At 54.8% G+C, this 20,955-nt stretch carries 25 protein-coding genes and 1 pseudogene; 13 read left to right on the top strand and 13 right to left on the bottom strand.

Annotation, left to right across the window (positions count from 1 at the left end):
* Window positions 1-27: 27 nt before the first annotated feature.
* Complete coding sequence (locus J1G18_RS13530) at window positions 28-240, top strand: hypothetical protein (RefSeq protein WP_096796226.1); 213 nt, start codon at window positions 28-30, stop codon at window positions 238-240.
* A gap of 33 nt (window positions 241-273) precedes the next feature.
* Here the strand turns inward: J1G18_RS13530 and J1G18_RS13525 are convergent, their stop codons facing one another.
* The 8 genes from J1G18_RS13525 to J1G18_RS13490 form a co-directional block, all read right to left on the bottom strand.
* The gene (locus J1G18_RS13525) at window positions 274-1,302 is read right to left on the bottom strand and encodes a nucleoside hydrolase (protein WP_096796176.1); all 1,029 of its coding nucleotides are present in this window, start codon (window positions 1,300-1,302) and stop codon (window positions 274-276) included.
* Window positions 1,303-1,347: 45 nt separating this feature from the next.
* A complete protein-coding gene (gene rbsD / locus J1G18_RS13520; RefSeq protein WP_223007848.1) occupies window positions 1,348-1,752 on the bottom strand; it encodes a D-ribose pyranase in 405 nt (134 codons plus the stop codon).
* Window positions 1,749-2,666 (bottom strand): ribokinase, encoded by a 918-nt coding sequence (gene rbsK, locus J1G18_RS13515; protein WP_223007847.1) that lies wholly within the window; start codon window positions 2,664-2,666, stop codon window positions 1,749-1,751. Before rbsK ends, rbsD begins: the two co-directional genes overlap by 4 nt.
* Window positions 2,667-2,690: 24 nt before the next feature.
* A complete protein-coding gene (locus J1G18_RS13510; RefSeq protein WP_027611551.1) occupies window positions 2,691-3,710 on the bottom strand; it encodes a LacI family DNA-binding transcriptional regulator in 1,020 nt (339 codons plus the stop codon).
* Window positions 3,711-3,713: 3 nt separating this feature from the next.
* On the bottom strand, window positions 3,714-4,691 hold the full coding sequence (locus tag J1G18_RS13505; protein WP_007961238.1) for an ABC transporter permease: 978 nt from the start codon (window positions 4,689-4,691) through the stop codon (window positions 3,714-3,716).
* A complete protein-coding gene (locus J1G18_RS13500; RefSeq protein WP_223007846.1) occupies window positions 4,688-6,241 on the bottom strand; it encodes a sugar ABC transporter ATP-binding protein in 1,554 nt (517 codons plus the stop codon). Before J1G18_RS13500 ends, J1G18_RS13505 begins: the two co-directional genes overlap by 4 nt.
* A gap of 57 nt (window positions 6,242-6,298) precedes the next feature.
* Window positions 6,299-7,255: a sugar ABC transporter substrate-binding protein gene (locus J1G18_RS13495; RefSeq protein ID WP_098964634.1), complete on the bottom strand. Its 957-nt coding sequence runs from the start codon at window positions 7,253-7,255 to the stop codon at window positions 6,299-6,301.
* A 202-nt stretch (window positions 7,256-7,457) separates the two neighbouring features.
* Window positions 7,458-7,913, bottom strand: a complete 456-nt coding sequence (locus J1G18_RS13490) for a hypothetical protein (RefSeq protein ID WP_223007845.1) — start codon at window positions 7,911-7,913, stop codon at window positions 7,458-7,460.
* 348 nt (window positions 7,914-8,261) lie between these two features.
* On the opposite strand from J1G18_RS13490, the gene J1G18_RS13485 reads away from it, so the two are divergent.
* The 3 genes from J1G18_RS13485 (at window position 8,262) to J1G18_RS13475 (ending at window position 10,512) form a co-directional block, all read left to right on the top strand.
* On the top strand, window positions 8,262-9,350 hold the full coding sequence (locus J1G18_RS13485) for an asparaginase (protein ID WP_027611548.1): 1,089 nt from the start codon (window positions 8,262-8,264) through the stop codon (window positions 9,348-9,350).
* A gap of 198 nt (window positions 9,351-9,548) precedes the next feature.
* Complete coding sequence (locus tag J1G18_RS13480; protein ID WP_371917862.1) at window positions 9,549-9,818, top strand: DUF1654 domain-containing protein; 270 nt, start codon at window positions 9,549-9,551, stop codon at window positions 9,816-9,818.
* A gap of 4 nt (window positions 9,819-9,822) precedes the next feature.
* The gene (locus tag J1G18_RS13475) at window positions 9,823-10,512 is read left to right on the top strand and encodes an endonuclease (RefSeq protein WP_003226397.1); all 690 of its coding nucleotides are present in this window, start codon (window positions 9,823-9,825) and stop codon (window positions 10,510-10,512) included.
* 55 nt (window positions 10,513-10,567) lie between these two features.
* On the opposite strand, the gene J1G18_RS13470 is transcribed toward J1G18_RS13475, so the two are convergent.
* Window positions 10,568-11,479: a siderophore-interacting protein gene (locus J1G18_RS13470; protein ID WP_223007844.1), complete on the bottom strand. Its 912-nt coding sequence runs from the start codon at window positions 11,477-11,479 to the stop codon at window positions 10,568-10,570.
* A gap of 86 nt (window positions 11,480-11,565) precedes the next feature.
* Entirely contained in the window at window positions 11,566-11,934 is a 369-nt protein-coding gene (locus J1G18_RS13465; RefSeq protein WP_047293271.1) for a sporulation protein, read from the bottom strand.
* Window positions 11,935-12,184: 250 nt separating this feature from the next.
* On the opposite strand from J1G18_RS13465, the gene csrA reads away from it, so the two are divergent.
* Entirely contained in the window at window positions 12,185-12,379 is a 195-nt protein-coding gene (gene csrA / locus J1G18_RS13460) for a carbon storage regulator CsrA (protein ID WP_003179932.1), read from the top strand.
* Window positions 12,380-12,603: 224 nt separating this feature from the next.
* On the opposite strand, the gene J1G18_RS13455 is transcribed toward csrA, so the two are convergent.
* Window positions 12,604-13,059, bottom strand: a complete 456-nt coding sequence (locus tag J1G18_RS13455; RefSeq protein ID WP_115989376.1) for a DUF2214 family protein — start codon at window positions 13,057-13,059, stop codon at window positions 12,604-12,606.
* 37 nt (window positions 13,060-13,096) lie between these two features.
* Window positions 13,097-13,360, bottom strand: coding sequence for a hypothetical protein (locus J1G18_RS13450; protein ID WP_223007843.1), 264 nt, complete (start codon window positions 13,358-13,360; stop codon window positions 13,097-13,099).
* A gap of 347 nt (window positions 13,361-13,707) precedes the next feature.
* Here J1G18_RS13450 and J1G18_RS13445 point away from each other — a divergent pair, with 347 nt between their 5' ends.
* The 5 genes and pseudogenes from J1G18_RS13445 (at window position 13,708) to J1G18_RS13430 (ending at window position 17,694) form a co-directional block, all read left to right on the top strand.
* Window positions 13,708-14,664 carry a tyrosine-type recombinase/integrase gene (locus tag J1G18_RS13445; protein WP_223007842.1) on the top strand — a complete coding sequence of 319 codons (957 nt, stop codon included), beginning with the start codon at window positions 13,708-13,710 and terminating at the stop codon, window positions 14,662-14,664.
* 90 nt (window positions 14,665-14,754) lie between these two features.
* Window positions 14,755-14,951 (top strand): annotated as a pseudogene (locus J1G18_RS28005) (integrase); the annotation flags it as partial.
* A gap of 917 nt (window positions 14,952-15,868) precedes the next feature.
* Window positions 15,869-16,120 (top strand): hypothetical protein, encoded by a 252-nt coding sequence (locus tag J1G18_RS13440; protein ID WP_223007841.1) that lies wholly within the window; start codon window positions 15,869-15,871, stop codon window positions 16,118-16,120.
* The gene (locus J1G18_RS13435; RefSeq protein ID WP_223007840.1) at window positions 16,110-16,631 is read left to right on the top strand and encodes a hypothetical protein; all 522 of its coding nucleotides are present in this window, start codon (window positions 16,110-16,112) and stop codon (window positions 16,629-16,631) included. Before J1G18_RS13440 ends, J1G18_RS13435 begins: the two co-directional genes overlap by 11 nt.
* A 415-nt stretch (window positions 16,632-17,046) precedes the next feature.
* Window positions 17,047-17,694, top strand: a complete 648-nt coding sequence (locus J1G18_RS13430; protein WP_223007839.1) for a hypothetical protein — start codon at window positions 17,047-17,049, stop codon at window positions 17,692-17,694.
* Window positions 17,695-18,274: 580 nt separating this feature from the next.
* On the opposite strand, the gene J1G18_RS13425 is transcribed toward J1G18_RS13430, so the two are convergent.
* Complete coding sequence (locus J1G18_RS13425) at window positions 18,275-18,697, bottom strand: 3-isopropylmalate dehydratase (RefSeq protein ID WP_223007838.1); 423 nt, start codon at window positions 18,695-18,697, stop codon at window positions 18,275-18,277.
* Window positions 18,698-19,296: 599 nt separating this feature from the next.
* On the opposite strand from J1G18_RS13425, the gene J1G18_RS13420 reads away from it, so the two are divergent.
* The 3 genes from J1G18_RS13420 to J1G18_RS13410 all read left to right on the top strand — a co-directional run bounded on the left by J1G18_RS13420 (window position 19,297) and on the right by J1G18_RS13410 (window position 20,860).
* Window positions 19,297-19,548, top strand: coding sequence for a multiprotein-bridging factor 1 family protein (locus tag J1G18_RS13420; RefSeq protein ID WP_223007837.1), 252 nt, complete (start codon window positions 19,297-19,299; stop codon window positions 19,546-19,548).
* A gap of 343 nt (window positions 19,549-19,891) precedes the next feature.
* A complete protein-coding gene (locus J1G18_RS13415; protein ID WP_223007924.1) occupies window positions 19,892-20,107 on the top strand; it encodes a hypothetical protein in 216 nt (71 codons plus the stop codon).
* Between the two features lie 132 nt (window positions 20,108-20,239).
* A complete protein-coding gene (locus J1G18_RS13410; protein WP_223007836.1) occupies window positions 20,240-20,860 on the top strand; it encodes a recombinase family protein in 621 nt (206 codons plus the stop codon).
* Window positions 20,861-20,955: the final 95 nt, after the last annotated feature.

Here is a 20,955-nt window from a genome sequence, read left to right as displayed (position 1 = left end):
GACATTCCCGACTTTTCGAGCGCACTCATGAACACCGTAAGCATCTCCGCCGACATCAAGGTTCATTGGCCGAAGGGGCACAGCTCGTACAGCCCGGGCAGTGCGGAGGAGCTGGCGTTGATCAGCATCGATCTGCTGGTCAAGACGATGGGAACCCAGGGCGCACAAACGTTTATCGCCCAGGTGTTCGAGCGGTACCAGCATGACGGCGAGAACACGCAGGACACCGAGAGAAAATAAAAACCCGCAGGCTGGCACCTGCGGGTCACAGCCTTACTTCAAGCGCTTCAGACGCTCGGTCAGCAGATCGAAGAAGCCTTGAGCATCCCCATTTTCCACCCAGAAGGCGTTCTTCGGCGCCTTCAGACCGTCATACCAGTCAACGATGGTCTGGCCAAAAGTCGGACCTTCGCGACTATCCACCACAACGTTCACCGAACGACCGGTGAACAGCTCAGGCTTGAGCAGGTAAGCGATAACGGTAGCGTCGTGCACCGGGCCGCCCGGGATGCCGTAGTGCTCCATGTCACCCTTGATGTACTCGTTGAGGATGTCGCCAACAATCTTGCTTGCGTTGTTGTTCAGTGCAGCGATCTGTTTCAGGCGTGCGTCGCTGGTGAGGATCTTGTGGGTCACGTCCAGCGGCAGGTAGGTCAGTTTCACGCCGCTCTTGAGTACCACTTCCGCCGCTTGCGGGTCGGCGAACAGGTTGAATTCGGCCACCGGGGTGATGTTGCCGCCATTGAAGTGCGCACCGCCCATGATCACCACTTCCTTGATGCCATTGACGATCTCCGGCTCCTGGATCAGCGCCAGCGCCAGATTGGTTTGCGGGCCAAGCATGGCGATGGTGATGCTGTGCGGCTTGGCTTTTTTCAGGGTGTCGATCAGGTAGTTGACCGCATTGCCTTCGGCCAGGCCTTTTTTCGGCTCATGCACGGTGACACCCGACAGGCCTTCCTTGCCATGGATGTTCTCGGCGTAGATCGGCGTACGCATCAGCGGTTTCGGCGCACCGGCATACACCGGAACGTCTTCGCGCCCTGCCCATTCGCGAGCCAGGCGCGCGTTGCGCGATGTCTTGTCGAGGCGCACGTTGCCAGCCACGGTGGTCAGTGCACGAATGTTCAGTTCATCCGGCGAAGCCAGGGCGAACAGCAAAGCGACCACGTCGTCGGCGCCAGGGTCGGTGTCGATGATCAGGTCGATCTTTTCAGCAGCCTGAGCGCCGGTGGCGGTAATAAAAGACAAAAGCAGCAGACTCCGAAGCAATTGGTGGAGTTTTTGAGCATAGCGGTGCATGGCGCATTCCTTGTGCTGATGAAAATGAAAGGGTCGGAAACCCGATTAGAACGTTACCCCGGCCACCAGCACGATGTTGCAGTACGGCTGACATTCGCCTGTACGAACAATCGCCCGCGCCTGTCGGCTGAGAACCTTGAATTGCTCATGCGTCAGCAGATCGCGCCGACCGAGGGCACCCTCTTCTTGCAACTCGTCCAGCGCGACCAGGGCGGTCGGCTGCTTGTCGAGGATTTCGTTGGCCAGTACATGGCTTTCCACCTGCATCTCGCTGAGCACGACTTTCAGGGTACTGACAAAATCCGGAACGCCGTGGGTCAGCGCCAGATCAATCAATTCAACACCCGGTGGCACCGGCAGTCCGGCATCACCGATGACCACCATGTCGCCATGGCCCAGGGAAGCGATCAGCCGCGACAACGCGGCGTTGAGCAGAGGAGTCTTTTTCATGCGGGTTTGAACGCCTGTACGTCGGACATGGTTGGAATGGAAGGTTGTGCGCCGGCCCGGGTCACAGACAGCGCAGCAGCGACTTGCCCGTACCGGATCGCCTCGGCCTCGGATTTGCCACTGGCGAGCGCCGCCGCAAAACCGCCGACGAAGGTATCGCCCGCGGCGGTGGTATCGACCGCCTGCACCTTTGGCGCCGGGAAGTGCTCGAAACCTTTGCCATTGGCAAACAGTGAACCTTGCGCACCGAGGGTAATGATGACCTTGCCCGCGCCCATTGCGATCAACTGGTTGGCAGCGCTTTCTGCGCTTTGCAGCGAATCGACCGGCAACCCGCTCAACGCGGATGCTTCACTTTCGTTGGGGATCAGGTAGTCGATGGCGGCAAACCAGTCTGCCGGTAGCGGACGACTGGCCGGCGCCGGATTGAGGATGACCGTTTTACCCAGCGCACGTGCACGCTTGAGCGCATGCCCTACCGTTGCATCCGGGATCTCGAGCTGGCAGATAATCACGTCGGCCGCTTGCAGCACCGCATCAAAACGGTCGATCACTGCCGGGGTCATTGCACCGTTGGCGCCAGCAACGATCACGATGGCGTTCTGACTGTTGTCATCGACCACGATCAGCGCCACGCCACTGGAATCTTCGACCGTGCTCACCGCCTGACAATCGATCTGCTCAGCCAGCAACGCGTCACGCAATTGCACGCCGTAGTCATCATTGCCAACACAGCCGACCATCGCCACCCGCGCACCCAGGCGCGCAGCAGCGACTGCCTGATTGGCGCCCTTGCCGCCGGACACGGTGGCAAAGGAATGACCGATCAGCGTTTCACCGCCCTTGGGCAGCCGTGGTGCCCGGGTGACCAGATCCATGTTCAGGCTGCCTATTACCACTACATTTGCTGGCATACATCACTACTCGTCAATTCGGTTTCAGCGGTACTCGGTGAATACGCCGGACAGCGGCGCAGTCGATTCGCGCAAGACAATACTCGGGGTCACGATCCGTTGATCGGTGACCAGACTCGGGGTAGCAATCCTTCGCAGCAACACTTCGGCAGCCATCTCGCCCAACTGCAGGATCGACTGGCCAACGGTGGTCAGCGCCGGGTACACGTAGCGACTCATCTGGATATCGTCGAAGCCGATCACCGACAGCTCGCTTGGCACGCGGACATTGCGCTCGGCCGCCGCGCGGAGCACACCGATCCCGATCATGTCGTTACCGGCGAAGATCGCACTCGGCGGATTGCTTTCAAGCAGGATCGCCGCCGCGTTGTAACCACCGGTGCTGGTGAAATCGCTTTCCAGCATGCGCTCGGCCCGCACCTTGATGCCCGCCTCCTGCAGCGCCCGACAAAAACCGGCCTGACGCATTTGCGCCACGCTGGTGCTCGACGGACCACCGATGGTGGCGATATCGCGATGGCCCAGCTCCAACAGGTGCCGCGTCGCCAGATAAGCGCCATATTCATGGTCGATACGCACCAGGTCGGCGTCGACACCATCCAGCCCGCGGTCGACGATGACCATTGGCGTCTTCACCCCGGCCAGCCCTTGCGCGAGCCCGATGTCACCACCGGCGGAGGCGACGATCAAGCCGTCGATGCGTTTTTCCAGCAGCACGCGCAAGTAGCTGCGCTGTTTTTCCGGGTTGTCGTCAGAATTGCAGAGGATCACGCAGTAGCCGTTACGCTCGCAGTAATCCTCGATGCCCCGTGCCAACTCGGCAAAATACGGGTTGAGGCTGTTGGGCACCAATAAGCCAATGGTCGCAGTGGTCTTGGCTTTCAGCGAACGCGCCACCGCACTCGGCACATAGTCGAGGCTTTTGATGGCCGCCTCGACCTTCAACCGCACTTCCTGGCTGACCGGGCGCGTCTTGTTCACCACGTGAGAAACCGTGGTGTAGGAAATCCCCGCGAGCGCCGCCACATCCTTGATCGTTGCCATCTGTTAGCCCCGTCGACTGGCGCGCTGGCTGCGATAGGTATCGAGCACTACCGCGATGACAATCACCGCGCCGGTGATGATGCGTTTGGTTGGCTCGGTCGCGCCGATCTGCGCCAGACCGGCGGCCAGTACCGAAATGATCAACACACCGAAAAAGGTGCTGATCACCGAACCACGGCCACCCATCAGACTGGTGCCACCGATCACCACGGCGGCGATCACTTGCAATTCGAGACCGGAGCCGGCATTCGGGTCTGCAGCTTCCAGACGGGAAATCTGGAACAGTGCGGCAATCCCGGCCAGCAGCCCCATCAGGCTGAACACCAGAATCTTGTACGGTTTTGGATTGATCCCGGCCAGCCGCACCGCTTCCTCATTGGTGCCGATACCGATCAGGTAACGACCAAACACGGTGCGGGTCAGCACAGCTTGCGCAATGAATATCACCAGCAAGGCAATGATGAACGACGGCGAAATGCCGAACGCGATCGGGTTCGACAGCCAGGCAAATGAATCACCAATGTACGCGGTGCGCGAACCGGTCATCTGATACGCCAGACCACGGGCCATTTCCAGCACACCGAGCGAAACGATGAACGACGGAATGCGCCACGCCACGGTGATCGAACCGGTCACCGTTCCCGCCAGTGCCGCCACCGCCATACCGAGCAACGCGGCCGGCAACACGCTCCAGCCCCAACCGAGAATCGCCACGCTGACTGTCGAGGCGGCAAGCGCCAGCACCGAACCGACCGACAGGTCAATGCCGCCGATGATTAGTACAAAGGTCATGCCCACCGCCAGCACCATCAGATCGGGAATCTGGTTGGCCAGCGTGCTGAAAGTGTCATAGGACAGAAAGTGGCTGCTCATCATCGAGAACAGCGCCACCATCGCCAACAGAGCCCCGGCCAGGCCCAGATAGGTGCCCAGACCGTAGAAATTGCCACTACGTTTGCCGGCGGAAGATGCAGTTTTCATGGGAGATCCCTAGGCGCCGCTTCATTGAGCAACGCATCACGTTTTTGGTAGCCGGCGAACGCGGCGGCAAGCAAATCATCCTGGGTCCAGCTGTCGCGCTCGAAGGTATCGATCAAACGCCCTGCCGACAGCACACCAATCCGGTCGCAGATCAGCATCAGCTCGCGCAGGTCACTGGACACCACCACCAGCGCCTTGCCCTGACGCGTCAACTCGCCCAGCAAGGCGTAGATATCGAACTTGGCACCGACATCGATGCCGCGGGTCGGCTCGTCGAACAACAGCACCGAGCAATCGCGCTCCAGCCAGCGGCCGATCACCACTTTTTGCTGATTGCCGCCGGACAGTTCCGACACCAATTGTGTCGGGCTCGAACTGCGGATGCGCATGGCGTCGATCTGACGCTGCGCCAAGGAAATTTCGTCACTGGCATTGACGACTCCTGCCCTGGAAATCTCCGGCATGTTGCCCAAGGCGATGTTGGCGCTGATCGACTGACTGAGCAGCAGGCCTTCGCCCTTTCGGTCTTCGGTGATCAAGGCAATGCCATGGTTCACCGCATCAACTGGCGAACGCACACTGACCACCTGCGCCGGCGAACCCAGCGCGATCGTGCCGCTGTCGGCCAGGTCGGCACCGAAAATCAGCCGCAGCAATTCGGTGCGCCCTGCCCCGATCAGCCCGGAAATCCCGAAGATCTCGCCGGCGCGCACTTCGAAGGAAACATCGCGCACCTTGTCGGAACGGGTCAGGCCCTTGACCGTCAGGGCCGGGGCGCCGATCTTGCGCGGGCCCATGTCGATGTGTTCGCCCAGTTCGCGGCCAACCATCAAGGTGACCAGTTGCTCACTGTTGTAGTTGGCCATCGGTTCGACGCAGACCAGATTGCCGTCACGCAGCACGGCAATGCGTTGCGCGACGCGCGCCAGTTCTTCGAGACGGTGCGAGATATAGATGATCGAGACGCCACGCGCCTGCAAGCGAGTGATCTGCTCGAAGAGCATTTCCACTTCACGCGCAGTGAGCATCGCGGTCGGCTCATCGAGGATCAGCACGTGGCAATCGCCGATCAGGTTGCGTGCGATTTCGACCATCTGTTGATGGCCAATGCCCAGTTCGCCGACCAGGGTGTCCGGGTCAATGGCATCGAGGCCAACCTGCGCCATGGCCTCGATCGCGGCTTTGCGCAATTGCTTGCGACTGATCCAGCCGCCGTTGCTGGGCAGATTGTCGAGAAACAGGTTTTCCGCCACCGACAGCGTCGGCAGCAGATTGAGTTCTTGCATGACCATGCGCACGCCAAGCTCTTCAGCCTGGGTGCGACTGCCCGGACGGTAGTCCTTGCCCTGGAATTGCATCTGACCGGTGGTGGGCGTAACCAGACCACCAATGATCTTCGACAGCGTGCTTTTACCGGCGCCATTCTCACCGGTCAGCGCCAGCACTTCACCGCGCATCAGCGTCAAGTCGATGCCCGTGAGCACCGGTTGCGCATAGGTCTTACCGATACCGCTGACCGAGAGGACAGCGTTCGGGGCGGAAACTGACATAAAAAACTCTCCATGCGCTCGTCCGGACGGACGAGCGCCGTTGTGTCGCCGGAAGACTTACTTAGTGACCAACTCGACTGGCGTTTCGATCACGCCATTGACGCCGCTCTCGACTTTTTCGCCCTTGAGGATTTTCAGCGCAGTCTCGATACCGAACACGGCCTGCTTGGCAGCGAACTGATCGGCCGTCGCCAGTACGCGACCATCCTTGAGCATCGGCTTGATCGCATTGATGTTGTCGTAACCGACCACTTGGACCTTGCCCGCCTTGCCGGCAGCACGCACAGCGGAAACAGCGCCAACGGCCATGCTGTCGTTACCCGCCAGCAGCGCTTTCACATCCGGGTATTCGCTGAGAATCGAAGCCGCAACCTTGTTGCCCTTGTCGATCTCCCAGTCACCGGATTGCAAGGAGACAACCTTGATCTGCGCCGCCTCCATCGCATCCTTGAAGCCTGCGGTGCGTTGCTGGGCGTTGGTGGTGGTTGACACGCCTTCGATGATGCCGACTTCGTCACCGGCCTTCAGTTGCTTGGCCAGGTATTCGCCGACCAGACGCGCACCTTTGCGGTTGTCCGGGCCGACGAAAGGCACGCTGATGTTTTTGCTTTTGACGATCTGCGGATCGAGCTGGTTGTCGATGTTGATCACAGTGATGCCGGCATCGACGGCTTTCTTGATCACCGGCACCATGGCTTTGGAATCGGACGGTGCGATGACCAGCGCGTTGACCTTGGCCAGAATCATCTGCTCGACGATGCGGGTCTGGCCGGCGGTATCGGTCTCGTCCTTGATGCCGTTGGAGATCAGGTCGAAGTCGGCGGAGTGTTCTTTCTGGTAGGCCTTGGCGCCATCTTCCATGGTCAGGAAGAATTCGTTGGCCAGGGATTTCATGACCAGTGCGACTTTAGGTTTTTCCGGGGACTCGGCGAAAGCCGAAGAGACAGGTAGTGCGGCGGCTGCGGCAGCCAACATAGCGACAGCAAGAAGACGTCCAGCGAATGGCAGCTTCATGGGTTCACTCCGATCTTATGATTATTGTGAGCAACGCTCGCGCTGGCGTAAGCTTCAGCGCTCTCTTCCGGATAATAGTGCACCGGGGAAGCCGCGCAAACGTTTGCGTAGACCGAACTATGCGAATCCCGCCGACATTTGTCAACAATCAGAAATCGTTGTTGTATTGCGGGGCGCAATCGTCTGATTCACCCCTTACCGCTTAAGCCGTGGTGCTGACCAGGTTGCCGCTGGTGGAATCCTTGGACATTTCCTTGACCAGTGCCGCTGCGACTTCCATCAGCGCGCCGCTGGTTTGCGCGATCTGCCCCTGAACGGACATCACCGCCTGTGACTTGGCCTCGGGCGTCGGATAGCTCGCCGCCTGGGCCGCCGCCAGTTGCTGTTGCTGCTCCTGCAGTTGCTTCTGCAATTCCTGCATGCGCTTGAGCAACATTTTTACGGTGACGCTCAGACTGTCGCCGCTGTCAGCGCTATCCGCCTTGCTGGCTTCTTGCGTGAGACCACCGGTGCGAACTTGATTGCTCGGTTCTTTTTCAACGCCAAGCGCCTCGTCGGCCGCATCTGCTTCCGCCTGGTTCATTGCATTGATTGTCGCTGCGGTTTTACCGCCAATGGTGACTGAGCCGGGATTTGAAAAACCGATCGTCAGTGACATGTGCACTCCCTAAATAAACGTTTCCTTCCACAGCCATCGGCCTGCTGACGGGTTTCTTTAGCGGAAAACCTGAACCGGCAAGCCGTTGCGGTCGCCAGGAGGCGTAGTCCCTTTCGGTGAACCGAACATGAAAGCTTCCTTTGTTCGGAAACCCGGATAAGCCATTCACTCAAGAATCCGCCAACTTACAAAATATTGATATAAATCATCAGGTTAAACATTTTTCTAAAGCAAAGTAGCACTGGTACAGATCCTGCTCCCTAGCCTGCACCCCGGGCATTCAGATCGGCACGGGGCGCATCTAGATGAACCTGCATCAGCACCGTCTCACTACTAGAGAGAAAAATAATGAAATCTGCTTTCAACACCTTGGTTCCGGGCGCTTTGGCCCTCCTCCTGCTCCTGCCCACCGCCCTTCAGGCAAAAGAAGTCGAAACCCAGACCAAACTCGCCAACGTCGTGGTGCTTGCCACGGGCGGCACCATTGCCGGTGCCGGCGCCAGCGCAGCCAACAGCGCCACCTATCAAGCGGCCAAAGTCGGGATTGAACAACTGATCGCCGGCATCCCCGAACTGAGCAAACTGGCGAACGTGCGTGGCGAACAAGTCATGCAGATCGCTTCGGAAAGCATCACCAACGACAACCTGCTGCAACTGGGTCGCCGCGTATCCGAGCTGGCCGACAGCAAAGACGTCGATGGCATCGTCATCACCCACGGCACCGACACCCTGGAAGAAACCGCGTACTTCCTGAATCTGGTGGAAAAAACCGACAAGCCGATCATCGTGGTCGGCTCGATGCGTCCGGGCACCGCCATGTCGGCGGACGGCATGCTCAACCTGTACAACGCCGTCGCCGTCGCCAGCAGCAAAGAAGCGCACGGCAAAGGCGTGCTGGTAACCATGAACGACGAGATCCAGTCCGGTCGCGACGTCAGCAAAATGATCAACATCAAGACCGAGGCGTTCAAAAGCCCTTGGGGTCCGCTGGGCATGGTGGTTGAAGGCAAATCCTACTGGTTCCGCTTGCCGGCCAAGCGTCACACCATGGATTCGGAATTCGACATCAAAAACATCAAGAGCCTGCCTGACGTAGAAATCGCCTACTCCTACGGCAACGTCGACGACACCGCTTACAAGGCTCTGGCCCAGGCCGGCGCCAAAGCGATCATCCATGCCGGTACCGGTAACGGTTCGGTGTCTTCGCGCGTAGTGCCATCCCTGCAAGCCCTGCGTAAAGACGGCGTGCAGATCATCCGCTCGTCCCACGTCAACGCCGGCGGCTTCGTCCTGCGTAACGCCGAACAACCTGACGACAAGTACGACTGGGTGGTCGCTCACGACCTGAACCCGCAAAAGGCCCGCATCCTGGCCATGGTCGCCCTGACCAAAACCAACGACAGCAAAGAACTGCAGCGGATGTTCTGGGAATATTGATTGGCCCTCGCCTGACCCTTTCGGGTCGGGCAACCTGCTCACCACTCGCCCGTGCGGCGGGTGGTGCTGCCACTTACGCTGAGCGCGACTTTTTCATACAAAATAATCGACCCGACTTACACCAAAAGCGGAAAAGCGCTGTCAGAGGATTTTCTTGAATTTTAAGCACTTGCGAAAATGCTTACAGTTAAATACTGTATGCCCGTACAGCTTAATAAGGATAACCTCGTGGCCACCTCTCCTGATGCTCCTGACGCTTACGAACGCATGGGCATGCGCGTTCAGAAAATCATCAATTCCCCTACCGCACAAAAAGCCAAAGCCGCACTGATCTTCCGTCTGCCGGACGAGCCTGTGGATGCATGGGAGCAACTGCTCGAGGAAATCGACGAGAACGACAACGTCACACTCGCCTATCGCGACGATGGCGGCGTGCAGATTTTTTGGGTTGTGCCGAAGGAAGATTGATTCAATGAGTGTCCGCTGTTTTGCTTTGCTGCTGCTGTTCATCGCTTTTGGCGCCCAGGCTGGCGCGCCCCGCACTTTTACCGAGGCCAAAAAGGCCGCCTGGAAACTGTATGCACCGCAGTCCACCGAGTTTTACTGCGGGTGCAAGTACACCGGCAACAAGGTGGACTTGAAGGCTTGCGGCTACGTACCACGTAAAAATGCCAAGCGTGCTTCACGCATCGAATGGGAACACATCGTCCCGGCGTGGGAGTTCGGTCACCAGCGTCAATGCTGGCAGTCGGGCGGGCGCAAGAACTGCACCCGCTATGACCCGAGCTACCAGAAAGCCGAAGCCGACCTGCACAACCTGGTGCCGAGCATTGGTGAGGTCAACGGTGACCGCAGCAACTTCAGTTATGGCTGGCTGCCGGTGCAATCCGGGCAGTACGGCTCGTGCCTGACCCAGGTCGACTTCAAGGCCAAGAAGGTCATGCCGCGCCCGTCGATTCGCGGCATGATCGCGCGCACCTATTTCTACATGAGCAAGCAGTACGGCTTGCGCCTGTCGAAACAGGATCGGCAACTGTACGAAGCGTGGGACAAAACTTATCCAGTGCAGGACTGGGAACGTCAACGCAATCAGAGCGTGGCGTGCGTGATGGGACGCGGCAATGAATTTGTCGGCCCGGTAAACCTGAAAGCCTGCGGCTGATTCTTCAGCGCAAAAGAAAAGGCCTCGAACGTGATGTTCGAGGCCTTTTTTGTTTTTAGCTGCCAGCCTTGTTGTAGCGCCAGTAGCCCATCAGATTGAGTGACTCGCGCGAGATACCGCACTCCTTGATCAAGTATTTGCGCAGACGCATGACCGCTGCGCTTTCTCCGGCAATCCAGCCATAAAAACCTTCAGGGGCCGTGTTGGCGATCTCCCAGAGAATGTCTTTGTCGATATCGACTTCGGCGAGTTCGGCAGCTTGCCCGACCGATGAATCCTCTGCCGGCAGGAACGCCTGCTGCACTGCCTCTACCATCAGCGCCCCAGCCACTACTTCTGGCGTCTGATCGCGAATCAGCCACTGCACCGACAGCCCAGGCCAATCCGGCACCGGGAGCATGTCTGGCACGCTGTCCACTTCAAAGTACGCCTGAGTCTGAGGCGGTTCAGCCATGGCAGCCAACTCGTCAAGAATGCCCATGGCGGCCGGCAATGCCGTGGCATCGGCCACCAGCAAAACCTCCTTGAGCAGCTGCGGCGGCTTCCATTCGAACCCGCCGGCGTCCTGCGCGGAAAAACCGCTGTCAGGAGCGAGAATCTGCATAGACGCTCCTGGCTGCGCACGCAGCGCCCAGCGCGACGCGGGCCCGGTTTCGCCATGCAGAACAAAATCGATATCGACCTCGCCTTGCTCGGCGCGTAAATGACGAATGGTGTAGGTGCGCATTGCTGGCCGCCGGCTCGCCAGCATCGAACGAAAACGCGCGTACCAGCCCTCCTCCTGCGCAAGACTTGCAGGCGATCCATCTTCAGCAGGGAAGAACAATTTGACCCGCTGATCCGGCGCCCAAGTGGCCATGCCACCTATCGAAGGGTCGGCGAGCGTGATCCGCATCATGTGCGGACTCACCAGCGTCTTGCGGTGCAAAACCGCATTGAAGAGTTTGTAGGGAGCGGTGGAGGCCATGCGGAGCTCCTTCGGGAAATCGTGATTGACTCGTATAAGACGAATCGCCCGCGATGTCCTTTAGGCCGCTCCGCTGAAAGTGCTGCTTACGGCGCGAGCGGATGCTCGACGATCACCGACTCGACGTTCTGCTTCTTGGCCTTCACCAATGCCGCATCCACCTCTACCTTGCGCGCTTGCGCGTCGGCCTGGGAGTTGAACGGACCAATCAGGATCCGCGTCTTGCCGCTGCTGTCCTTGATCACGGTCGGCACGAACGCATGCTCGATCAACCAGCCACTCAGGTCACTGACAGCCTGAGGCGTTTCGCCGCGTACTTCGAGGTCCCATTGCGGGGCGGACGCCGCCGCAGGTGCGGCCGCGACTGCCGTTTTCGGCTTCTGCACGTCTACACTCTTGCCTTCACCACATCCCGCCAATGCCAGTGCCGCGACCATCCAGACCAGTTTGCGCACAACGCTTTCCTCGAAAATCACAAAGCGCCGATCTTAACATTCATAAATACTTCGCGAGGCCCGCAAAATGGGCACAAAACAACGAGATTGATGATTGCAGCCTCTGTATAGTTACGCCCTGGGAATTAATGCCGCATCTGCGCGTCAGAAAGAGGCACCCAAACCGTGAGACTTCGCACTAATCTATACGTACCACCGACCTCTGCACTGTCTGAATCAGGTGCCCTACAAAGCAATCAAGGAGAAGACCATGCTGATACTCACCCGCAAAGTCGGTGAAAGCATAAATATTGGTGATGACATTACGATCACCATCCTCGGCGTAAGCGGTCAGCAAGTCCGTATCGGCATCAACGCCCCGAAAAACGTTGCCGTGCACCGTGAAGAGATCTATCAGCGCATTCAGGCTGGCCTGACCGCCCCGGACAAGCCACAAACGCCCTGAGCCACCCCGCAGTCAGTAGCCAGTCCATTTGCCTTCGCGTAAGACTGGCTAAAGATTCACGCGCCGTATTGCCATCCGCTCCCCAGTCCACTGGGCACGGCGCCTGACACATCCCTTCTCCGCTTCATTCGCTCCCCTCCCTTTCTCCAGCAGCGCGATACTACCTGCGACTGCCAAGCCTGGCTGTCAGACATTTCCGAGAGGACACAGGGAATTGCTCCCTGCTAGCCGAACGTCACGCCGCGCGCCATGCCGGTAGCTGCAATCATCATCAGTACCAATAGCAGCGCCTCGACATGGCTGATCCGCGCGAACAGCTTTGCACGTCCGGTATCGAGCGCCTTGCCCCGCGCCAATGCGATCCGCCATTTGACCAGCGTGATCATCGGCGCCAGCTCTGTCAGCAGAATCAGCACGAACAACGTCATCTTCAAATGAAACAGCGGCTGGTGCAGATAGTAGTCAGTGCCCTTTTCAAATCCACCGAAGGCGCGCATGCCTCCGGTGACCAGCAACACCAGCGCGGCAATCCCCCACAGATTATCAGCGAGCAAAACCCGCTTGGCCTCACCGACGCCAGCGGCCAGACGACTGAACGCTGTGCCACGGGTCAACACGGCCCAGAAGCCCAGTGCAAAAGCCAAGAGATGAATCGCGGCGAGAAACCAGTGAACCAGCATCGACGAACTCCTTTGAGAAAGCCCTGGAAAACGCCAGTCAGTAGTAGTCGAAAAAAGCCGGTTGCGCCCGCACACGATCGTGGGGTTGGAAAGCTTCGCACTGGAAGCCGGGAGACAGAAAGCGCGATTCACCAAATCGCAGGCAAAAAAAATCCCAAGCAGCTGATGGAAGCTTGGGATTTAAAAATGCATAAACCGTGGTGGTGAACGCGGGGCAGATGTTACTGAACTTCACGACCAGCAACAACATTTTTTTGATAACCGGTCGGTTAAAAATACCGGTAACCCCTTCAATATCCACACTTTTTAGACGGATCCAAAAAAAGAACAGAACGCCATATCAGCAGGTCGTGTTATTTCGAAACACGCTAAGCGCTTGGGTAACGGAAGAGATGCAGTGTCGAGAGGTGCGCTGAGGTGGGGGTTTTGAAAAAGCTTTGCAAAAGTTTTGCAAATCGCAGACAACAAAAAAGGGCCCACCTTTCGGTGAGCCCTTCTAGACCGCCCAGCAGAGCGGATTTTGTTTGGTAGGCGCGATTGGACTCGAACCAACGACCCCCACCATGTCAAGGTCTGCTCGGAGCGAGCTCCGAGCCCTGCTGCTCTTGGATTTCTCAGAACGCCCATTCACATCATGAGGCGTCAAAAATGGCTAACTTTCGCTTACTCCCATCCGGCAACTGGAACGCTCAGGTACGGGTTAAAGGTAAATCCCCCCAGTCAAAAACCTTCAGCACGAAGGCCGAAGCAGAACTATGGGCGAGACAGATCGAAGCCGTGACGGCGGATCGCAAGCATCACACTATATATACGCTGGGCATGACCTACTGCGAAACCATGCTCAAGGGCAAAGGCAGCTACGACCACGCACTGAAAATCGTAGAGCATCTGGGCAGACACTTCACACAACCCATTCACGAAATCACGCCTCAGATGATCAACGACTTCAAGATCATGCGGCTGAAAAAAGTGAAGCCATCGACGTGCAGGACGCAGCTTGCATTCATGTCACGCTTCTACAGGTTCGCTAAACGCGGATTGCTGATCGACATTCACAACCCTGTGAGTGATATCGCCCTACCGAAGCCAGACCGATCTTCTGACAAGGTGATCCGAGCGAGCGAGCTTGAGCGACTATTGGCGAAGCTCTCACCCACCATGAAGCTCATCGTTGAACTGGCTTATGAGACTGCCATGAGACGATCCGAAATTCTGAAGCTGACAAACGACTGCCTCCACCTCAAGGACCGTATCGCTGATGTTATCGACGGGAAGAATGGTACACGGTCAGTTCCCCTCACCCACCGTGCGGTAGAGATTCTTGAACTCGCCCAACTTTGTGCCATTGTGGCACGCCACCCAAACGGTCAAGTGTTTACCGTTACACCGCACGCCGTTACTCAAGCCGTGCGCTTGGCACGTGTGAAGGCTGGCTTAGACAGCAGTGTCAGGCTACATCAACTCAGGCACACCAGAATCACCAACGTCGCAAAGAAAGGCTTCAACAATGCTCAGATCATGATTGTGTCAGGGCATAGAGATACACGATCCGTGGCGCGATACTCCCACCTCAATGTTAGGGACGTGCTGCACCTGATCGACTGATCAAACACGGCGGGCAGCCATGATGAGATAGGAGTTGGCTGCCTCTCCCCTTCCAAATGATTCGTCAGCTCCAATGAAGCATGCTGAGCCACAAACCCAAAGAAACCCATTCACAGGTTCCGTCACACAATGATCGATGACCTACGGGGTGCTGAAGTACAAGATTCCCTGATCAGCGTATCGCTGGTCACGAAGACTCTGCCGTCACCTTCGGTGTTTACGGCAGCCGTATCCCTATTAAAGCGATGATCGGAGCACTGGGATATCTTTCGCTACCCGGCACATAACCATGATTGAGATCATCGGGTAGGTTCCGGTATGAAAGCTCTATCGCACACACTTTGACACGGAAGGAAAGTCACTGACGTTGAACATCTACAGTGGTAGATGTTCATTTTAACAGAAGTAGTAAGCAATCCGTGCGACTCAACTTTTACCATTGAAAATAACTGAAGAAACCGCTTGACAAACCAGTCAAACCCATTGACAAATGGGAATCATTTGTGTAAAATATATCATATAATGTCAAGACAAAAGACTACCTTTTTTCAAACCATCTAAGTGTTTAGGTAGTTACTAGCCAATCATCATGGCGCTATTAGCACGACTTATTCATTTTCTGATTCTAGCAACTAGCTTGATCGTCAAGCTAAGCCTCTTAGTGCGCCTCTCCTGAATTCTATAACCACAACCTCATCATGGGTTGTGGGTTGTTATTGCCTGTAAAACAATCTGTTTATTAAACCAAAAACCAATCCATTTGGAGGATACCATTATGCCTAATGCAAGGTTGTGCGTCACTTGTGGAACAAAGCTAATTAACAGGCGTAGCCATACGCTCACCTGTTCAAGTACATGTCGCTGGAGGCGATGGTATGCAAAACAATCAGTGATGATACCAGTGAAGCTCTCATTCACCGTCAACTACTTTGAAAAGATCAAGAGTGCTGCTGACAAGCATGGAATGACAGTTGCCAACTACATTAAGAGTCGAGCCATTAGCTCTAATCCCACTCACACCATCATCAACTGAAGGAGTCGCAGCAAATGAAAGTAATACCTAATGGAAAAACAGTGGAAAAACTCACTTCGCTCATGTACCGGACTGGCCATACCAATCCCACGCATTGCGTGCAAGTGATGCTGACGACTATTTACAATAATCTGAATAAAAACTTAAAGGAATAGTAATGAGTGAACGCAAATGAGCAGCGACCATTTCATGAGAAGTTTTATACGTGCAGCGGCACAAGCAAAGGAACGTGCTGAGCAGCGAAAACAAGTTTTACAGAATGTCAACACGGTGGTGGTGACGACAGTCACTCCTACCGTTAATCCCACAGCCAGCGTCATTACAAAGCTTAGTTCTACAAAGCTGACCGACGAACAATTCAAAGACAGGCTACAGACAGCAATCATTAACCACATTCGAAAAGGAGCTACACATGAGCAATAAGATTACAATCAAAGGAACACCACCAGCTTGGAACGACAGTGAGTATCTGCGTCGTCTTGATATGGAGTTGCATGCATACCATCATACTGCTGCATCTCTTGAGTTGGTGAACGCCCCACTTGAACATGACTTTCTGAATCTTGTGATTGAGAAGAGTAAGCAAGGGTATAGCATCAGCACTCGTTTCCCGATCAGGCATGAACAGCTATCGCATACGGTTTACATGACCAAACCTGCCGAGATACAAGCGACAGACATTGAACAACTCAAGCAAAAGACAAAGGTTGAATATGTGCAACATCTTGAATCTGAGCATGTCCGCTATCAAGACCTGCTACGTGAGCAACTGGTGCAAGCACAGGCAGAAAAAGAACGTGTACAGCGTGAGCGTGAGGAAGCCAAGAAGATCGAAGCCATCAACAAACAGGTTCAAGCCTGCTACACCCCGCTTGATATCCCTGATGACATTCCAGAGCGAAGTGCTGCTGTGTTCTGTACAGATATGCAGTGACAAGCTGAGATATAATGACAGGCCCTTGATTGCCAACCGGTGGTCTAGGGCTTTTCTTTGTCTGTCGTTTACCATCAGGCTGTCTACGCTGCCGTCTACTGCACGTTCTCCCACTGATTGATGCGCCGTCTGGATTTGCCTGCATCGTTCCTGTCTGGCCCTTTTAGGCCCTGCGGATACACGCCTCTGATCTTACAACGATGATGAAATACAACTTGACAATGATTGAATCTTGACATAAGGCGAGAATTAGCGTATAAAGCTCGCCATCAAAGCACCTCTACCTCTACACGACCGCATCCAGTTTGGGTTTGCATCGTAGGGGTTTTGTCGTGCCTACGATTTGACAATCCAACCCATTTGGCAGCTACCGAGAGGAATTGCCTATGAAATGAACTTAAAAGGAGAATGAACAATGGCACTTTATTGCCCGGCTTTTACTGCAACACCCTTTCTTCACGTCGACGGCCTACTGATTAGCTCGGCAACCGGCGAAATCTTCGGCTATGACGATAAGCCATCGGTTTTCAGCGAATGTCCTGACCAATGCCCCGGACTAAATAGTTGCCGGAGTGTTGACGACCTGAATTCGTTCCTGAAGCATAAGCTCATTGACCTTCGTAAGCTGCCTGCGCACACGCAGCACTCACTGATCTACGCACAGGACTCTGCCCATGGCGTATGGCGCCGTGAAGGCATGGATTGTCGCATCACCGTGCCGATGATGAATACGCTTCGCGAGCTGCACGGATTGGTTAAGTATCATGGCGTTATCATTATTTCGCAAACTGATCTGGCGAATGCACTGAAAACGACAGAGTCGAACCTGATGAAAAAGCTGAATACCTTAGTTCGTGCGAACATGTTACGGGTCTATACATCAAGGGGTGGCGATATACGCAAGGGTGAGATCAAACTTGCCATCAACCCTCGACTCATTTTCAGAGGGCCGGACAAGGCACGCGACCGGTACATAGCGGCTTGGTATCGCCCAATGGGCTACCTGCATACGGGCGCCCTTCATCCTTTCAGCGTGGAAGAATGCCTCGCCTTAGCTGCGTAGTCTTTCCGTAACTTTTTTAAAAAAACTACGCAAGAAATGGTCTACAACCCACGTAAATAAAGGGTTTTGAAAAACTCCTATTAAGTATAGAGAGAGCGAAGCGAGCGATGCTTTGCTTGTGGGCGGAGGGCCACTGCTTTGTGTTGGTAAGCTTGACTGGTAAAACACTACTGGAAAAAACAGGAAGAAGAGGGGTAAACCCCTCAAAACACCAAGACTATTACTTTAGAGTTATAGACCTCTTAACTGAGCTTGAACAAGATGCTCTATCATCTCCGATGATGTTGGAATTGTTCAGTAGGTAGTGTTAAGAAAAAAGATCAAAAACTTGTCGGGGACTTATTGTCCTTCCCTCCTGAAGAGCATTCACGCCTCTGGCGCTCACTGGCCTACACGGATTCTATAAAACGCCACTTTGAAAAAGATCGTCTATCAATTGACTGACACTCATAAAGGTGATGTAGGCAAGCTGAACGAAGTGAACCGCTCTTTGAGTGAAGGACGAGTAGGAACGTCTTCCTGCCTTGCCCACATCAGTCCTTAGAGGTCGCATCAAATAACAATGCTAATAAAACCAATATCAGTACGAAGATACACGAATGTCTAGCTGGGGTTGAAATACGATTCTGAAGGTTTGTTGTTCACCAGTCTGTACCCATGTCGCCACTTCGCGCCTGAAGGAACTGGAGCCGCCGCACCTTCCAGTTGCTTCAGGATCTGGCCCTACGCCAATTAGCCTTCTACCCGGCTTCAAATAAAAACGAGCTTTCTCATCTCCTCCCAATCGCGCTACAAGCTTGCCATCGATAAAAATAGCAAATAGACAACCCGCACCATTCACGCCTCCCTCCCTGATAACAGTGACGTTGGCATCGCGCCCCTTTTCTTCTGATTGGTAGGCAAGTAATCGATTTGCTGGTGCTATCCCTACATCCCCGCCAGATGGAGGCGACGCACAGCCATTCAGAATCGCAATCGCAACAGCGACAATAATTGATCGCATGAGTTCTTCCTTGTTTTAGGTGATATGAAGATTTGAGTGCTATTGCTTTGAGGTAAGCTGCGCTCCTACATGAAATCTTTAGAAGGTATGTAGGTATTGATTATCGGAGCGTCATAGTTCTTGCCTGAGCAAGTAACCTTATAAGTAAGCTCGTTTTCTTTAGGGCTTTCATTAGCCTTAATTAGTGCCAATCCTTTCCCGGTCTGAGTACAAGATAGTTTGTCATGCATGTAAATTCGGTTTGTTTTCTCGGTTACTGGAAATTCCTGGCAGAAACTCAAATCTCCTGTACAAAGCTCAAGTTTAAGAGCGTAGAGCTCTGTAGCACCTTGCACCGATGACACCCTGTTAGCTGCCTGTACCCCTGAGCTACACAGAATGCTCAAGATCAGAGCCGCAGCCGACGTGTTTAGAGTTTTCATAACGATTTCATTCCGATTAATCATTGCCTGTAGTCACCCAGATGAGTTTCAGGAGGGTCACCGATCAATGCGTCTTCCCACATGGGGAGGAAGCAGATTCGCTAGAATATCTGAATTTCAGATATCTGAAAACCAGATATAGCTTGCTGGGCTGAATCTTGCGAAACGGCCTCCCCCATGCCAAAAACAATCTATAGACCCGAACACGACGTAGTGCTGTCACTTTTGAAGAAGCACAGGAATGCAGCCAAGTTGACACAGGCGGAGTGCTCAAAGGCTTTGAGCCGCCCTCAATCGTTTATGAGTGACGTAGAAAGTGGAACACGTCGGCTGGATATTATTCAGCTCCGAGACCTGTGCAAGGTGCTTGGGATTAGTCTCTGCGAATTTGTACAGGAGCTAGAGAACGCTATTGCGGTTTCTAATTAATTCAGCCCTTTGTTGGCCACTGCTCTCCTACCGCCTCTTCAAGCTGATTCCTCGACCGTCAGCCAACCAGACACAATTACTACTATCAGACACTTGAACAGAACTAATATCAGGGTAAATAAAGGGGCCGTGCGTCGGCTTTTTGTAGTGTTCAAGCTGCGACACTGATTAAACCTGGGTTTGAAGCACCTTTAGGCTAAGCGCACTACACTCTCGCCCTCACATCCCAAATTAGTAGAAAATCTTCGAAAAAACGTAAGCTAATCGTCGCGGCCTGCGCTCCTCCATCACATCTGGAGCAAGAGCCTTGAAGTCCATCTGCTCAACGCTCAAGGATGAAGACATGCCAGACAATACAGATGCCCACATCGCCACAGCAGACGTACTAACCTTGTTGCTGCACAACCAACATGCTTTAGCTGCGGCAATCGAAGAGGTAGCCCTCTGGGCTAGAACTACTGGCTCAAGCGAAACCCATGAGAACGCTGTAACAGCACTGGAAACTCTCGACGCCAACGCGTCTGCCATAACTGCCGGGATATTCAAGCTGCGTAGCTAACCCCTATCAAAGAAGTAGACCTATCCGGTAGCGCGAGGGCAGCCTAGAAAGGACTATCAATAAACTATTGTGGAATGTCATATGATCAATTTATCATTTGCCTATCAATCGTAATGACAAAGGATAAAGCCCATGAATACCCACCTCTACCTTCGAGCCTCGACCAAAGACCAAGATGCCAGTCGTGCAAAAGTTGCTCTTGAGCTGTTCGCTGCCGAGAAAGGATTGAGCATCGTTGGCGTGTATTCAGAGAATATCAGCGGAACCAAGCTCAACCGCCCCCAGTTGCTCGCTCTACTCGAAGCTGCCGAGAAGGGTCAAGTGCTATTGGTTGAGTCGGTAGACCGCCTGAGTCGCCTCTCACAGGCTGACTGGGACACTCTCAATGCCACTATCAAGGCCAAGGGGTTGCGTCTTGTGGTAGCTGACCTTCCCACCAGTCACATGCTGGTCGAATCGAATGGGATCACTGGGCAAATCATGAATGTGATCAACAACATGCTAATTGATCTTATGGCAACCATGGCTCGGCTGGATCAAGACAAGCGCGTGGAACGCATCAAGCAAGGGATAGAGAACAAAAAGCTTGCTGAGCCGGATTGGAAACCATCTGGCAAGGGGCGAAACACCACGTTGTGGGAACAGGTGAAATCGCTGATGGCGAAGCATCCAACTATGTCTGCTAACCAGATTGCAAAGCTAGCTGATTGTGGTGTTGCAACGGTATACCGGATCAAGCGTGAGCTCGCCTGAGCCTCATTCAGCGAGGAAAAAGCTGAATGAATTGCAAGCACTGACATTCAGCTAAAACGCCTCATACGGGGAGCTTCGCAAGCTCACGGATTTCA

Source organism: Pseudomonas sp. MIS38, assembly GCF_019891575.1.
GTDB lineage: Bacteria > Pseudomonadota > Gammaproteobacteria > Pseudomonadales > Pseudomonadaceae > Aquipseudomonas > Aquipseudomonas putida_A.
Note: the sequence above shows the minus strand (reverse complement) of the source record. Positions and strands in the feature narration are given on the sequence as shown.